This is a genomic window from Candidatus Nitrosopumilus koreensis AR1, assembly GCF_000299365.1.
Taxonomy (GTDB): Archaea; Thermoproteota; Nitrososphaeria; order Nitrososphaerales; family Nitrosopumilaceae; genus Nitrosopumilus; species Nitrosopumilus koreensis.
This window is the reverse complement of sequence record NC_018655.1, coordinates 1,211,366-1,226,321: the sequence shown is the minus strand read 5'-3', so window position 1 is coordinate 1,226,321 and position 14,956 is coordinate 1,211,366. Positions and strand designations below refer to the sequence as shown.

Annotated in this window: 19 protein-coding genes; 8 read left to right on the top strand and 11 right to left on the bottom strand. The window is 35.6% G+C overall.

The features are described from left to right. Window position 1 precedes the first annotated feature (1 nt). Both NKOR_RS07315 and NKOR_RS07310 read left to right on the top strand, forming a co-directional pair. Window positions 2-2,119: a 3-hydroxypropionate--CoA ligase gene (locus NKOR_RS07315; RefSeq protein WP_014963721.1), complete on the top strand. Its 2,118-nt coding sequence runs from the start codon at window positions 2-4 to the stop codon at window positions 2,117-2,119. Between the two features lie 36 nt (window positions 2,120-2,155). Beyond that, on the top strand, window positions 2,156-2,917 hold the full coding sequence (locus tag NKOR_RS07310) for an enoyl-CoA hydratase/isomerase family protein (protein WP_014963720.1): 762 nt from the start codon (window positions 2,156-2,158) through the stop codon (window positions 2,915-2,917). A gap of 56 nt (window positions 2,918-2,973) precedes the next feature. Here the strand turns inward: NKOR_RS07310 and NKOR_RS07305 are convergent, their stop codons facing one another. Further along, entirely contained in the window at window positions 2,974-3,498 is a 525-nt protein-coding gene (locus NKOR_RS07305) for a cupredoxin domain-containing protein (RefSeq protein WP_014963719.1), read from the bottom strand. 95 nt (window positions 3,499-3,593) lie between these two features. Between NKOR_RS07305 and NKOR_RS07300 the strand changes: the two genes are divergently transcribed. The 6 genes from NKOR_RS07300 (at window position 3,594) to NKOR_RS07275 (ending at window position 7,439) form a co-directional block, all read left to right on the top strand. Continuing rightward, window positions 3,594-3,935, top strand: a complete 342-nt coding sequence (locus NKOR_RS07300) for a helix-turn-helix domain-containing protein (protein ID WP_014963718.1) — start codon at window positions 3,594-3,596, stop codon at window positions 3,933-3,935. A gap of 33 nt (window positions 3,936-3,968) precedes the next feature. Further along, entirely contained in the window at window positions 3,969-4,565 is a 597-nt protein-coding gene (locus NKOR_RS07295; protein WP_014963717.1) for a hypothetical protein, read from the top strand. Window positions 4,566-4,609: 44 nt separating this feature from the next. Then, complete coding sequence (locus NKOR_RS07290; protein ID WP_016939317.1) at window positions 4,610-5,008, top strand: CBS domain-containing protein; 399 nt, start codon at window positions 4,610-4,612, stop codon at window positions 5,006-5,008. Between the two features lie 93 nt (window positions 5,009-5,101). Further along, a complete protein-coding gene (gene erpA, locus NKOR_RS07285) occupies window positions 5,102-5,452 on the top strand; it encodes an iron-sulfur cluster insertion protein ErpA (protein ID WP_014963715.1) in 351 nt (116 codons plus the stop codon). Between the two features lie 152 nt (window positions 5,453-5,604). Next, on the top strand, window positions 5,605-6,747 hold the full coding sequence (dnaG, locus tag NKOR_RS07280; RefSeq protein ID WP_014963714.1) for a DNA primase DnaG: 1,143 nt from the start codon (window positions 5,605-5,607) through the stop codon (window positions 6,745-6,747). A gap of 8 nt (window positions 6,748-6,755) precedes the next feature. After that, the gene (locus tag NKOR_RS07275; RefSeq protein ID WP_014963713.1) at window positions 6,756-7,439 is read left to right on the top strand and encodes a DUF120 domain-containing protein; all 684 of its coding nucleotides are present in this window, start codon (window positions 6,756-6,758) and stop codon (window positions 7,437-7,439) included. Here the strand turns inward: NKOR_RS07275 and NKOR_RS07270 are convergent. The 10 genes from NKOR_RS07270 to NKOR_RS07230 all read right to left on the bottom strand — a co-directional run bounded on the left by NKOR_RS07270 (window position 7,436) and on the right by NKOR_RS07230 (window position 14,955). After that, the gene (locus NKOR_RS07270; RefSeq protein ID WP_014963712.1) at window positions 7,436-8,056 is read right to left on the bottom strand and encodes an FAD synthase family protein; all 621 of its coding nucleotides are present in this window, start codon (window positions 8,054-8,056) and stop codon (window positions 7,436-7,438) included. The two genes, NKOR_RS07275 and NKOR_RS07270, sit on opposite strands and share 4 nt — an antisense overlap. Window positions 8,057-8,096: 40 nt before the next feature. Continuing rightward, window positions 8,097-8,774, bottom strand: coding sequence for a DUF357 domain-containing protein (locus tag NKOR_RS07265; protein WP_238535965.1), 678 nt, complete (start codon window positions 8,772-8,774; stop codon window positions 8,097-8,099). Window positions 8,775-8,825: 51 nt separating this feature from the next. Further along, window positions 8,826-9,134: an SAM-dependent methyltransferase gene (locus tag NKOR_RS10415; RefSeq protein WP_232202945.1), complete on the bottom strand. Its 309-nt coding sequence runs from the start codon at window positions 9,132-9,134 to the stop codon at window positions 8,826-8,828. Continuing rightward, window positions 9,134-10,261, bottom strand: a complete 1,128-nt coding sequence (locus NKOR_RS07260; protein ID WP_016939315.1) for a M20/M25/M40 family metallo-hydrolase — start codon at window positions 10,259-10,261, stop codon at window positions 9,134-9,136. Before NKOR_RS07260 ends, NKOR_RS10415 begins: the two co-directional genes overlap by 1 nt. A gap of 3 nt (window positions 10,262-10,264) precedes the next feature. Next, window positions 10,265-11,107: a lysine biosynthesis protein LysX gene (lysX, locus tag NKOR_RS07255; protein WP_014963710.1), complete on the bottom strand. Its 843-nt coding sequence runs from the start codon at window positions 11,105-11,107 to the stop codon at window positions 10,265-10,267. Next, complete coding sequence (gene lysW/argW, locus NKOR_RS07250; RefSeq protein ID WP_014963709.1) at window positions 11,104-11,271, bottom strand: alpha-aminoadipate/glutamate carrier protein LysW/ArgW; 168 nt, start codon at window positions 11,269-11,271, stop codon at window positions 11,104-11,106. Before lysW/argW ends, lysX begins: the two co-directional genes overlap by 4 nt. Before the next feature lie 21 nt (window positions 11,272-11,292). Continuing rightward, window positions 11,293-12,456 (bottom strand): LeuA family protein, encoded by a 1,164-nt coding sequence (locus NKOR_RS07245; RefSeq protein ID WP_039773989.1) that lies wholly within the window; start codon window positions 12,454-12,456, stop codon window positions 11,293-11,295. A gap of 116 nt (window positions 12,457-12,572) precedes the next feature. Beyond that, entirely contained in the window at window positions 12,573-12,887 is a 315-nt protein-coding gene (locus NKOR_RS07240) for an Lrp/AsnC family transcriptional regulator (RefSeq protein ID WP_014963707.1), read from the bottom strand. Window positions 12,888-12,977: 90 nt separating this feature from the next. Next, window positions 12,978-14,159: an aspartate aminotransferase family protein gene (locus tag NKOR_RS07235; protein WP_014963705.1), complete on the bottom strand. Its 1,182-nt coding sequence runs from the start codon at window positions 14,157-14,159 to the stop codon at window positions 12,978-12,980. Continuing rightward, window positions 14,152-14,955, bottom strand: a complete 804-nt coding sequence (locus NKOR_RS07230; protein ID WP_014963704.1) for a [LysW]-aminoadipate/[LysW]-glutamate kinase — start codon at window positions 14,953-14,955, stop codon at window positions 14,152-14,154. Before NKOR_RS07230 ends, NKOR_RS07235 begins: the two co-directional genes overlap by 8 nt. Window position 14,956: the final 1 nt, after the last annotated feature.

Sequence of the window (14,956 nt, the reverse complement as noted above, 5' to 3'; positions counted from 1 at the left end):
GATGGCTGCAGTTAAGAAAATTTTTGATGAAATTATCCAAACTGATCACAAAGTCATCACTGAAGAATCATCAAAGTCTATTCTCAAAACTTATGGCGTTAAAGTTCCACCTTATGCATTAGTTACTTCTGCTGAGGATGCAGTAAAACAAGCAAAGAAAATTGGTTTTCCACTTGTTATGAAAGTGGTATCTCCGCAAATCTTGCACAAAACTGATGTTGGCGGGGTAAAAGTTGGACTAGACAATGTCAATGATGTAAAAAAGACATTCAAAGACATGTACGGTAGACTTTCAAAAAAGAAAGGAGTTGATGTTAAAGGAATTCTTTTAGAAAAGATGGTTCCAAAAGGTGTTGAGCTAATTGTAGGTATTCAAAACGATTCCCAGTTTGGTCCAATCATTATGGTTGGAATGGGAGGTATTATGACTGAAGTAATGAAAGATGTTGCATTTAGAATGCTTCCAATTACAACTTCTGATGCAAAATCAATGTTAAATGAACTCAAAGGCTCCAAACTTCTCAAAGGTTTCAGAGGAAGTGAACCAATTGACCTTAACATGATTGCAAAAATGTTGGTAAGCATTGGAAAACTAGGCGTAGAAAATGCAGATTATATCAACAGTATTGACTTTAACCCTGTAATTGTATATCCAAAATCCCACTTTGTTGTAGATGCAAAAATCATCCTAAATAAAGAGAAAAAGAAGGACTCTATCTCTAAAGCAAAACCAAACAAAGAACACATGGAGACATTCTTTACTCCAAAAACTGTTGCACTAGTTGGTGCCTCAGCAACACCTGGAAAGATTGGAAATTCAATTTTAGATAGTTTAGTAAATTATGATTTCAAAGGAAAGGTGATTCCAATTAATCCCAAGGCTGACAAAATCTTTGGACAGAAATGCTATCCATCTGTTGCAGCAATTCCAGATAAAGTTGATCTTGTTGTAATATCAGTTGATTTGTCTATGACTCCTCCTGTTTTAGAAGACTGTGCAAAGAAAGGAGTACATAGTGTAGTAATTGTATCTGGTGGTGGAAAAGAACTTGGTGGCGAAAGGGCTGCATATGAAGCTGAAGTAGCTAGATTATCTAAAAAACACAAAATCAGAATTATTGGTCCAAACTGTATTGGTATGTTCAATGCTGCTAATCGTCTTGACTGTGCATTCCAAGGACAAGAAAGAATGTTACGTTCAAAATTAGGTCCAGTAGCATTTTTCTCACAAAGTGGAACTATGGGAATTAGTATGTTGGAGAGTGCAGACACATTTGGTTTATCCAAGATGATTAGCTTTGGTAATCGTTCTGATGTTGATGAAGCAGATATGATATGGTATGCTGCAAATGATCCTCAAACCAAAGTAATTGGATTATACGTTGAAGGATTTGGTGATGGTAGAAAATTCATCAATGTTGCAAAACGTGTAATGAAAGAAAAGAAGAAACCAATTGTTATTTGGAAGAGTGGAAGAACTGCAGCTGGCGCAAAACAAGCAGCTTCTCACACAGGTTCACTTGGAGGTTCTAATGCAATTATTATGGGTGCATTCAAACAAGCAGGAATTATCTCAGTTGACAGTTATCAGCAACTTGCTGGAGTCTTAAAGGCACTTGCATGGCAACCTCCAGCAAAGGGTAACAAAGTTGCAATGACTAGTAATGGTGCAGGTCCAATGATTGGTGGAATGGATCAATTAGAAAGATTTGGTCTTACCATTGGAAAATTATCTCCAGAACGTGTCAAAAAAATGAAAGCACATTTCCCACCAGCTGTTCCTATCCATAACGGTAATCCAGCTGATGTAGGTGGCGGTGCAACTGCCGAAGATTATAGATTCGTCATTCAACAATTTATGGATGAAAAAAATATTGATATTGCAATGCCTTGGTTTGTTTTCCAAGATGATCCACTTGAGGAAACAATTGTTGATCATCTTGCTGATTTCCAAAAGACAAGAAAGAAACCCCTTTTAGTTGGATGTAATGGTGGTCCATACACCGAAAAAATGGCAAAATTAGTTGAGAAACATAATGTTCCAGTTTACCAAGACCTTCGAACTTGGGTAGAAGCTGCAGCAGCATTATCTCAATGGGGCAAATTTCTTAAAAAATAGATAACATTTAAGTCTCGCATGACTTGACAAATTTTCATGTCACTAGTTACTACATCTACTTCTGATGGCATTTGTACTGTCAAGATAAACAGACCTGACAAACTTAATGCTATGAACACTGATGTTGCAAAAGAACTGATCAAAACCTTTGAAGAACTAAATCAGAATGATGATGTCAAAGTCATCATTTTGACTGGTGAAGGCGAAAAGGCATTTTCTGCTGGTGCAGACATTGAATACATGTCCAAAATCTCTGCAGATGAATCAGTAGAATATGCAAAAACTGGTCAACTTGTTACTTCAACAGTTGAATTAGTCAAACAGCCAACCATTGCAGCCATTAATGGTTTTGCTTTAGGTGGGGGTTGTGAACTTGCAATGTCTTGTGACATTAGAATAGCGGCAGATACTGCTAAACTAGGTCAACCAGAAGTAACAATTGGAGTTCCTCCTGGATGGGGTGGAACTCAAAGATTGATGAGAATAGTGGGAATAGCAAAGGCAAAAGAACTTGTTTACACCGGTAAAATGATCAAAGCAGATGAGGCAAAAGAAATTGGTCTTGTAAATCAGGTGGTTCCTCTTGCATCATTACAAGAAGAAGCTTTGAAAATGGCACAACAAATTGCTGGAAACTCTACAATGGGTGTACAGATGTCTAAAGTTGCAATCAACAAGGGAAGAAATGCAGATCTTGATACTGGTCTTGGACTAGAAATTCTTGCATGGAGAAACTGCTTTACACATCCAGACCGTGAAGAGAGAATGACTGCATTTGTCAACAAATCAAAGAAATAGCTATTTCCTATTTCCTCTTATTTTATTAAATCACAAAAACTAGAGTTTTACTGCCTCTAAGATACTGTAACTAATCCTACTCTCCAAGGATGAAATGAGCAGTAATAGTTGTAAACTCCTGATTCTTCAAACGTAAACTCAAATTTATCTCCAGTGTTAAGTGGTGGACTGTTAAACAATTGTATGACATGTCCCTTTCCGTCAGTACTTTGGATATTGTGAGGTACTGAATCATCATTTACCCATGTAACAGTGGTGTCTATTGGAATCTCCAAGTTCAATGGCGAATAAAATCCTGCACCTGTGACATCATAGTTTCCATTTGGAATGGTAATCTGTGCATTAATTGCTTGTGGAACTGGTTCCATAACACTATCTAGCACTATTACTTTATTTTCAATTAGAAATTTTATCATGTTGAGAAACTCTCCTTCAGAGATGGTTCCTTCACCGTACCACAATGCTGTATTTTTTACCCATTCTGGTACTGCTTGTGCACTAGCAAAATTAACTGTGATAGAAACTAATGAAATCGAAAACACTAAAATCAAAACAGATATCATTTTTGGCATACGTTCCATACATTTCTGTAGAATTATGGGAATTTATAATATTCGAGTGCAGTGTCTTGCAATGTATACCCTTTGATTATATCTGATTATCACATGTGGAAATCATGCAAGAATTAATCCAAACCCAAAAAGTAATGGATGATGAACGTAAGCAAATAATTTTAGAAGTCCTAGCTGACAAATATTGCAAACAAATCCTCCATGATACCCTAGAAAAACCCAAATCTGCAATGGAGTTATCCGGTGATAAAAAAATCCCCATTAGTACTGTTTACCGCAGATTACAGACACTATATGATGCAAAATTGCTTGCAATCTCCGGTTCAATCAATGAGGATGGGAAAAAATACTTCCTTTACAAGAGTAAGGTAAAATCAATATCCCTTCAGTGTAATTTGGAAGAAACCCACATCGAAATTGTTCCTAACTCGTCTAGTACGAGTTAACTATTGTTTTATAACTGGAAGATCTGAAATATGATGAAAGAAAAGTTGGTTTCAAACAGACAGATTCATAATCAAAAAAAAGAGTCTACGCGTAGCATTACCTATAGACTACCTGAAAAGTTAGTCAATGAATTAGAAACAGAGGCTACTATGAAAAGCATTTCTCAAAATGTACTTGTAAAACAAATTCTAGAAAAATACATTCAATGGGATAGATTTTCAAACAAAATAGGAATGATTCCCGTACCCAAAGGAATCTTGGAATCTTTGGGAAGTGAGCTTGATGGAAAAGATATTGATGAAATTATAACATTGATTTTTCCAATGATTAAAGATACTGTTTTGTTTATCAAAGGTGGTTATGATCTTAAACGATGTATTGAGACATTAGAAGATTACATGAGGGCATCAGGAATGAATTCTGATCATAGAATTGAGGGTGATATGCATAGCTTTTTGATTCAACATGAACTGGGGATGAAATGGTCTGTTTTTACAGAACAATTGTTAACTCAAGTATTTCGTAGTTTCTTGCCTGATAAGGAATTAAAATTCCAAACAACTGATTCTACTGTAATTCTAACTGTTCAGTTAGGTTCTGATTTCAATGAACATGATTATCATACTTGAAATCCAGTAAATCCTTTGAAATATCACTTGATATAATACCAAACATGAATTCGGACCCTATTCAACAAAAAACTTCTGTAAAAGAAATCATGAGTAATTCTGTTCTATCCGTTGATTCGTCTGTTACCGCAACTGATGCTGCAAAAATGATGGAAGATTGTGGTGTTGGTTCAATTACTGTTCTAGAAAAAGGTACCCCTGTTGGAATTGTAACTGATCGAGATTTTGCAATCAAAATAGCTGCTCATGCATATCCTATTGACACCCCTGTTAGACGAATAATGTCTTCTCCTTTGATTTCTATTGAACCTGATTCTGATCTTTGGACTGCTTCCGATCTAATGTCTACAAGAAATATTCGAAAACTGCCTGTAATTGATGATGACAAAGTTATTGGTATAATCACTTCTAGTGATCTTGTCAAACATATTGCTGATCACTAAATTTTTGACAAAAAACAGGCCCAATTCTCTTGGATTACTAGTGTGTTGGGTTGGAAAAGCTTATTATATTTAAAAACGACTTTTTTGTTCATTATGGCAACTGAGCAAACACAAAAGATGATCACAGTTACTGCAAAAGCAGCTGAGAAAATCAAAGAATTCATGAAAGAAGAGGCAGAATCTCCTGAATACCTTAGGGTATATGTTCAGGGTGGAGGCTGTTCTGGTTTGTCTTACGGAATGGGCTTTGAAAAAGCACCAGAAGAAGATGACCTAGTCATGGAAGAAAATGGTGTAAAACTTCTAGTTGACAGTTACAGCGTTGACCATCTACAAGGTGCAAACGTTGACTATATTGAAAGCCTGATGGGTTCTGGATTTAAGATTAACAATCCAAATGTTACAAAATCCTGCTCATGTGGTCATTCATTTAGTACTGAATAAACACACCATCATTTTTCATTTTTACATTTATCTATAGATACTCTGATGTGGGTTTTTTGAAAAATACTAGTTTTTTAGTTCAAAATTTTGCGATACCCTCATATATCGAATACAGAGAGTCAAAATATGATAATTAAGGAGATGAATAATTTATGCCTCAATCAGGAATTGTCAAATATCATGTTAAACTTTCCTATGAAGTTGATGGGCTCGTTGAAAGGGCAGATATAATCGGAGCAATCTTCGGTCAAACAGAAGGACTGTTGGGCCCTGAGATGAATCTGAATGAACTGCAACGAGTTTCTAAAGTAGGTCGCATTGAAGTAAATGCAAGAACTACTGCAAATACTACATCTGGAGATGCATTGATTCCTATGAGTACTGATATTGATACTTGTGCATTAATTGCCGCAGGAATTGAAAGCATTGACAAAGTAGGCCCATTTGATTGCAAGTTTACATTAGAAGCAATTGATGATGTACGTGCTGCAAAGAAAGACGATATTGTAAGACGTGCAAAAGAGATCAAGCAAAAATGGGCAACTAAAACTGTCAGTGAAGGAGAAACCATGCTAAATGATGTTCATCAGGGTGACACTGGAAAATTAACTACATACGGGCCATCCAAACTTACTTGCAGTTCAGGTCTAGCTGACTCTAACTGGGTAATTTTAGTTGAAGGACGAGCAGATGTGATTAATCTTCTCAGAGCTGGATATGATAATGCTCTTGCAATTGAAGGTGCAAAAATTGATGAATCTATCAAAGAATTATGTAATTCTAAAGATACTGTTGTAGCATTCTTAGATGGTGATAGAGCAGGTGGATTTATTCTTAAAGAACTCAAATCCGTTGTTCCTCTTGATTATGAATTAAGAGCTGATAATGATGTTGAAGTTGAAGAATTAACTCCACAAAGAATTGATGAAATTCTTAGTCCTGTTGCAGCAGAGATTAAAGGTGGAAAACCATCACCCGCACTAAAAAGTGAAAATGATAAACCACTTGCAGAAATGGCATCAAAAATTTTCCCAACCCTAAATGAAACTCTTGAAGCAATTGCACTAGATGCTGACAATAATGAAATTTTCAAAGTTCCAATAAGTGAAGTTGTCAGTAAACTTTCAACTCAATCTGGAATCAAATACCTTCTACTAGATGGAATCATAACTCAGAGACTTTTAGAGGGTGCCAAAAATGCAGGAATTGAATGTGTCATTGGACACAGAGTAGCTAAACTATCAAACTCTGATGGAATGACTCTCAAAACATTCGGTGACTTAGGCGTAGCATAGGGACTTAGATGTCTGAACTAAAAATTCAGCACATTCTAACTTTATCTTATCTTTTATCTAAAGGTGCAAAACATAACTATGTCACAATCACAACATCTTCTTTGGGAAAAAGCATTAAAAAATCACAACAAGCTGCATCGAAACATCTACTTGAATTAGAACAAAACCAATTCATTGATAGGATCATTAGTGGAAGAAATATCTCTGTGAAGATTACATCCAAAGGCTTTTCTGAAATGGTAAAATTATCTGCAATTTTACAAAAAAGTTTAGACTCTTTTCCTTCAAATGTTGAACTAAAAGGAACTTTAGTTTCTGGTATGGGTGAGGGTGCATATTACATGGGATTAAAAGGATATACAAAACAATTCAAGTCTAAAATTGGATATGTTCCATTTCCAGGAACTCTTAATGTGAGACTAGATCAAAAAATTCATCAAGAAGCAATAAAACAATTTGAAACTTTGGATGGAATTAAAATTAAGAGCTTTTCAGATGGAAAGAGAACTTACGGTTGGGTAAAATGCTTCCCTGCAAAATTAAATAATTCCATCAAATGCGATTTAATTTTACTTGAACGCACTCATCATGATAATTCTGTTGTGGAATTGATCTCTAAAACATGTTTGAGGAAAACTGCAAAACTAAAAGATGGTTCTAAGGTATCGGTAAAAATTCCTGTTACTGGTTAAATTCCATGTATTGATTCTCCATACTCTTTTTGAATTTTTGAGCTAGAGCTGTCTGGAATTGGAGACTGTAACCTTGCAACTGCTGCATCAAGATTGATTCTTTTACAACCGTCTATGATGGATTTTTCTTGGTGAACTTGATCGTATCCTAGTGCGATTATTTGTGGCCTTACGTTATTTACGGTCTTGAAAATATCATCTTCTTGTCCTATTAGGCAAAGGTCTACCATTGATAATGAATTTACCAACTCTTTTCTTTGCTCTTGAGAATGTAGTGGTTGTCTTTTTTTCATTTTTATTGCAGTGTTGTCTGTAGCCACAACTACAACAAGAACATCACCTAATGCTTTTGCTGCATTTAGTGTGTAAATGTGTCCTGGATGAATAATATCAAAAACACCTCCTGCCAATACTACTCGTAATGAGTTTCGTCCTAACTCTGTAAGTGATTTTTTATCTTCATTAACAAGTTGATTTTTGATTAATTCATCAATTTTTGATTTTATTTCTTCGTCTGAAAACATGGTTTTTTCTTTAATTTTTTCAAATGGTTCTGTATTTTCAATTTGGCATACATACATTGTAGAAAGAATTACTTTTTGGCTTGATTCCAACATTTTTTCTATTTGTCACCCTCTCTTTAATTCATCGCTAAAACTACATTTTTGGATCTAGACCTTTTGCTAACCTTAATGCATCAACTAATCCATCTGCATAACCGATACTTAGGATAGATACTTCGTCTTGCCCATCTTCTAAAAATTTCTCGGCGTCTTTTACATACAACTCTGCATTTTCTAAAATTACCTGAAATTCTTTTTGATCCTTATAGTGTGGTTTAACTTCTTCAAGCGCTTCTCTTACCATTGGCACATATTTCTCAATCATTTGAATTGAGATCTTTCGTGTTTTCTCAGAATTATCAAATGGCTCATCAATACATTCACCTAAAACTTTCAATGCATCTGATTCAGTAAAATGCAATCTTCCTGGAATTATAACTGTATGAGGTGGTTTTCCAAAATCTCTCTTTTTCAGGCTGGAAATCTTACCTGAAACTATCTCTTGGTCTTTGAATCCTATTCTTGATGCAATTATTGCAAATGTTGATGTATTAATGACTTTTCGTAGTTGTCCTTTTTCAGTTTCTAGTAGTCCGTTTAATGCATCTTTTGGATCTAAGAAAAAATCTTTGTCCTGATTAAATTCTAAGAGAAGTACTGTGTGATTCCCTTCTATGACGTTTTTGTAAATGACATAATATGGTGTTGTAAGTGATTTCATTTCACTCATTATTGTTGCAATTCTTCCAACTTTGTAAAAAATGCAAACCACATTCTCCAATCATTGAAGTTAATGACGAAGATGCATGAATGGAATATGTTTTTATTTTTCTTTAATTGCCCTTTCTCGTAACTCAATGTGTGTTGTAGCAATGTATGGATCCCCATATGATAGCAAGACCACTTTCTTTTTCTTTGCATTTTCTAAAATTTCATTTCCATCTTCTACCAACCATCTTTTTGCTGGCCTAAATTCTCCTTTTATTGAATTTTTTATTTTACTCAGATCTGATTTTCCAATAGGACTAGTGAATTGTTCAAGATACACGATATCTGCCTTTGATAAAACATCTATTGCTTCATGAGGAATTGATTTGAATCCTGAAATTCCTAAACCTACAAACCACAGCATTACTGCATCTTTCTATCATGAAGTCTTTTTAAATGCTGTAGCATCTTTTTGAGAATCTCTATTCCTCTAAGGTATTCATCAATTGAAACCTTTTCATCAATTGTATGGGCTTCATGAGGATCACCGGGACCATATGTTACAACTGGAATGTTCCATTGGTTTCCTAACACATTCATGTCTCCAGTGCCTGTTTTTCTAATCAGAGTTGGTCTAGAATGCTCTACATCCATGATGCCAAGTGTAAATGCACGTACTAGTGGAGAGTTATGTGCTGCTTCAAATGGTTCTGTTTCATCAAGAATTGAATAAAATGCCTCTACTTCTCTTTTTTCTGCAATTTCCTTTACTAATGTTGCAATTTTTTGTTCAATAGATTTACAATTCATATCTACTGGAATTCTAATATCAAAAGTAGTCTCACATTCTTTTGGTGTAACATTGTGACTTGTTCCTCCTTTTACTTCAGTCATGGTTGCCGTCAACAACATCCCTTTTGTTTTATTTTCTTGATTTTCTTCTAGTTTTTCTTTTAACTCTCTTGCAAAAATCATTGACTCTAAAATTGCATTTTTTGAAAGCCATGGAGCACTTGCATGCGAACTATCCTCCACACTTATCTTGAGATTGATTGCTAATCGTCCTTTGTATGCAATTGTAACTTGTTTTATTCCACTTGGTTCTCCAAAAACAGCATAATCTACACCCATTTCTTTTTTAACTAAATTTTTAATTCCTGCAGCATTCCCTTCTTCATCAACTGCACCAACAAAAATTATTGTTCCATTATTGTTTTGTATTGCAGCTGCTGCAAATAACATTGCCATTAATGGTGCTTTTGCATCTGATGCTCCTCTGCCATAAAGTGAATCCCCTTCTTTTCTTACTTTGACTTTACCTGGTACTACATCCATGTGCCCGCACAACATAATCGTTGGTGCTCCTGAACCTTTTCGAGCAATTACATTTCCCACTTCATCAATTTGAATATCCTCAAACCCTAAATCATCGCATTTGTCTGCAAGAAATTCTGCCATTGGTTTTTCACTAAGAGATGGCGTGTAAAGCCTCAATGCTTTTTCAAGCATCTTTGTTGCGAATCTTGGTGTGACTGTAAAATGAGTGTCCAATTCTTACTTTTCTATCTTCAGTGCATAGTCTAGCATCAGAGAAGGAATGTCAACTTCGCACACTCTTACAGTATTCTTGTATTCTGTTGTATTGTTTACTTCATGAACAACCAATCCTTTCTCATCACTTTCCATCAAATCTACACCTACGATATCTCCTTGAACTGCTTTTTTTGCCTTAATACACATTTCTTCCATCTCTTGTGTTACCTCGCATGGCTCTGCTACTCCGCCTAATGCCATGTTTGTTTTCCAATGTTCAGAGTTTCGGTAAATCGCTGCGACAATTTTGTCTCCTACCATAATTGCTCTAATGTCTCTGGGCGGTCTTTTTACAAATTCTTCTAGATAATGAACTTGATAAATTGGGTACATGTTTTCTCTACTTTCAATAATTCCTTCTGCAGAATCTCTGTCATTTAATTTTGAAATTAATCTGCCCCAGCTTCCAACTGTTGGTTTGATTACCTTGGGATATCCCTGTATGTCTAGTGCATCCAAAGCTGCATCTTTTGAAAAAGCAACTGTTGCGTCTGGTGTTGGTACTCCAGCTTTCTTTAGTAACATATGTGTGAATAACTTGTTTCCTGCAAATATTCCTGTGTTAAGACAATTGATAACTTTGACTCCTAATCCCTCAAGTGCTGCAGTTGAATGCAAATTCCTGTAATAACTTACACATCTTTGTATAACTACACCATAATCTTCAGGCTTTTTTTCTAAATCTACTGCTAACTTCTTACAATCTACCATCTGTATGTTGATGTCTTTTTTCTTGCCTGCTTCTAGTAGGCCTTTTTCTTCCCAACGGATGGTATCGTAAAGAATCGTAACGTCAGGACTCACTGCCCCCAATCCTCGCCAACCGTTTGGGCAGGCTTTAGATCGAAACCATCTGAACCTTTTACTAATTCAAAACTTGCGCCACATTCCGGACACGTTACAATTTCTCCTTCAAGTGCGTCACTTGGTATGGAAATATCTGCATCACATTCTTCACATTTTGACATATTCTCTTCTCCACCTCCTCTCTATTTATCGTTAATTATCTTTTCAAGTCTGTCTTCAAGCGGAATTTCAATCAGATCTCCCATTCTGAGACCCTTTAATCCAGCTGCTACAGCTTTTGCACTCTTATCATCTTTCTCTAATCCTAATAATGACATCAAGTATGCAGCCCCTGTTTTTCCTGCTAATTCCCCAAATACAATTCTCCTTCTGTTCCCAACTGCTCTAGGAGGTATGGGCTCATATGCTGCTGGGTTTCTTAGTATGGCTGCAAGATGTGTTCCTGCTTTGTGTTTGTATGCTGATGATCCAACTATTGGCTTTGAGTCATAAGGCTTGATTGTTGTATAATCTTCAATTAATCTGGATAAATCTAGTAACATATCTAATCTGAAATCATTTGGTGATTTGTACAGATATGTTAAAGCAACTGCAACTTCTGCAAGTGGAGGTATTCCTGTTCTCTCTCCAATCCCGTCAATTGTAGTATGAATTTGATCAACTCCTGCATCGCATGCTGAAAAGGCATTAGCTACTGCAAACCCAATATCATTGTGAACATGTGCATCTAGTGGGACATCTATTGAGTCTCTTACTTTTTTTACAAAATTATACATTCCAATTGGACGTAATATTCCAACAGTATCAGGTAGGCTAATTCTGTCTACTCCGACCTCTTCTATTGCTTTGCAAACTTTGAGCAAAAACTCTGGCTCTGCCCTACTTCCATCTTCAACTGTAAATCTAATCTTCAATCCATGTGATTTTGCATACTCTACTGTCTCAACAGCTCTTTCAAGTGCCTCTTCTCTTGAAATACGAAGCTTGTCTTTTAGATGAATATCTGAAATTCCTAAGTATGCTGCACACCATTTTGCATCACAGTCTAATGAAACGTCAATGTCTTCTTTGAGAGCACGTCCATGAGAAACAATATCTGCTTTTAGTCCTTGCTTGATTATTGTTTTAGTTGCTTCTTTATGATCATTTGACACTACTGGTGAAATTTCAATTTGGTCTACTCCAAAATAATCTAACATCCATGCAATTTGGATTCTTTGTTTGTTTGTAAATGAAACACCTGGATGTTGTTCACCCTCTCTAAGAGTACTGTCTAGGACTCTGATTTTCTTTGGATTCTTTTCATATGCATTGTACATGTTTGCATAGTGATTCGGATCTTTCATTACAGAATCCGTTGACATTAATTGATGATATAAACATATTCGTACTAGTTTCGTTGAAAATGACTAAAAACGATCCTAATCTAGTTTTGAATTAAAATTTTAAACCGAAAGTCGTTTTAGATAACTTTTCTTAAAATAATCACTGTATTAGTGTCTACTACGCCTGGAATCTTTCTTAGTGCATCAATACTGTTGTTAATTTCTGCAATACTTGATGCGCTCATAATTGTTGTAATATCGTATTGTCCCGTAATTTCATAAACTGTTTTCACACCATCAAGTTTTGCAAGTTTTAATGAAACTTTTGATGTGTCTGTTGCAGAATCTACTGAAACTAATACAATTGCACTGGTGGCATTTTCTTCACCTAATTCTAGGGTGAATTTTTTGATGGTTCCATTTCCTATAAGATTTTTTACACGTCTTCGCACTGCTGATTCTGAGAGTTTTAATTTTTTCCTATGTCCACAAATGATTCTCTTGAATCTTCTTTTAGATATCCGATAATTTTTTCATCTACGTTATCCTTGTACATTTCGTTTTTGTTCCTCTTCTGTAAGTATTGTATCTAGAGCATGTAAAACTTTTGTTATGTCTTCTTCAGTAATTACTAATGGAGGTAAAATTCTTAGAATATTTCTTCCAGAATATAACATAAGAACACCTTCTCTGATTAATCCCATCAAAATGTCTCTGACTTCAAACTTCATCTCTACTCCTATCATGAGTCCTTTTCCACGAATTTCTCTAATCATTGTGTGTTTTTCTTTTAATTTCTCTAAACCTTCTCTGAAAATTTTCCCCATCTTTTCAGAATTTTCAATTAATCCATCTTCTGTAATTGATTTAAGAGCTGCAATACCTGCTGCACATGATATTGGATTTCCTCCAAAAGTTGATGAGTGTTCACCTTTACTCATAGCAGCTAAGATGTCTGGTCTTACAAGAGTTGCACCCATTGGAACTCCTCCTGCAATTCCTTTTGCCAAACACAAAATGTCTGGTGTTGTGTTCCAATGATCACACGCCCATAATCGTCCTGTTCTTCCTAAACCTGCTTGTATTTCGTCAAAGATTAACAGAATTCCTTTTTCATCACAAAGCTTTCTTACATCTTGCAAAAATCCATCTGGCGCAACAATGATTCCGCTTTCTCCTTGAATTGGTTCTAAAATTACGAAAGCAGTGTCGTCGTCTATTGTTTCTCGTAATGATTCAATATCTCCATATGATGCAAATGAAACTTTTTCCACAAGTGGGGCAAATGCTTTTTTGTATTTTGGATTAAAAGTTAAAGACAATGCGCCAAATGATTTTCCATGGTATGAGCCTTTCATTGCAACCATTCCTTTTTTGCCAGTAAATTTTCTTGCAAATTTGATTGCAGCTTCAATTGCTTCTGCACCGCTGTTGTTGAGGTGAACTTGTGTTAATCCTTTGGGAGCTAACCCGATTAATGTTTTCAAAAATTCTTCTCTTGTTTTATTGTAAAGTGAACTGTGTACTGTTATTATTTTATCAATTTGTTCTTTTATTGCATCATTAACTCTCTGGTTTTGATGTCCCACTAGTGCTACTCCGTATCCTCCCATACAATCAATGTATTCTTTACCGTCAACATCCCAAACATGGGCTCCTTTGCCTCTTTCAACTGTTACTGGAAATCTCTGATAGAGACTGCCCATATACTGATCTTCACTCATGTTCAATCACCGTACAATTATCATGAGCAATGGCAGATGAAATTGGATTTTCTTTTTGACCATTTGCAATTAGTGCTGTTTTAACTCCCATATCTAATGCTTCAGTTGATGCCAAAATCTTCTTTTCCATACCTGGTCCGATTTTTGGTCTGATCTCTTTTGCTTCTGCCAATGTCAATTTTGGAACAACTTTGTCATCTATTAAAAGACCATCCACGTTTGTGATGAATAATACTTTATCACTTCCAACTTTACCCGCAACATATGCTGCTGCTCTGTCTCCATCTACATTCAGAAATTCAGATTCTTCACTAATTGCAATAGGTGAAATTACAGGTGTAAGGCCTTGTTCTAAGAGTGATTTGATAAAAACAGCGTTAACATCTCTAATTTTACCCGTATATCCTCCGTCAATTGCCTGTTTTCTGCCTTTTTCATTTACTATGAGAAGTTTCTTTTTTCTGTCTGCTTCAATAACTTTGGCATCAACACCTGATAGTCCAATTGCATTAATACCGTTTTTTTGAAGCATCTGAACAATTGTTTTGTTAATTCTACCTGACATTACCATTGTAAAAATCTCAGCAGTTTCTTTGTCTGTGTATCTGCTTTTAATTCCACTAGGAGATGTTACAAACTTTGGTTCTTTTCCAAGTTGTTTGCAAACCTTGGTGACTTCTTTTCCTCCACCATGAACTAAAATCACTCCTTCAGACTCTGCAACCTTTTTTATATCTGCAATCGTGGATGGGTGCAAATCATCTACAACACTTCCGCCAATTTTGATGGTGATCATT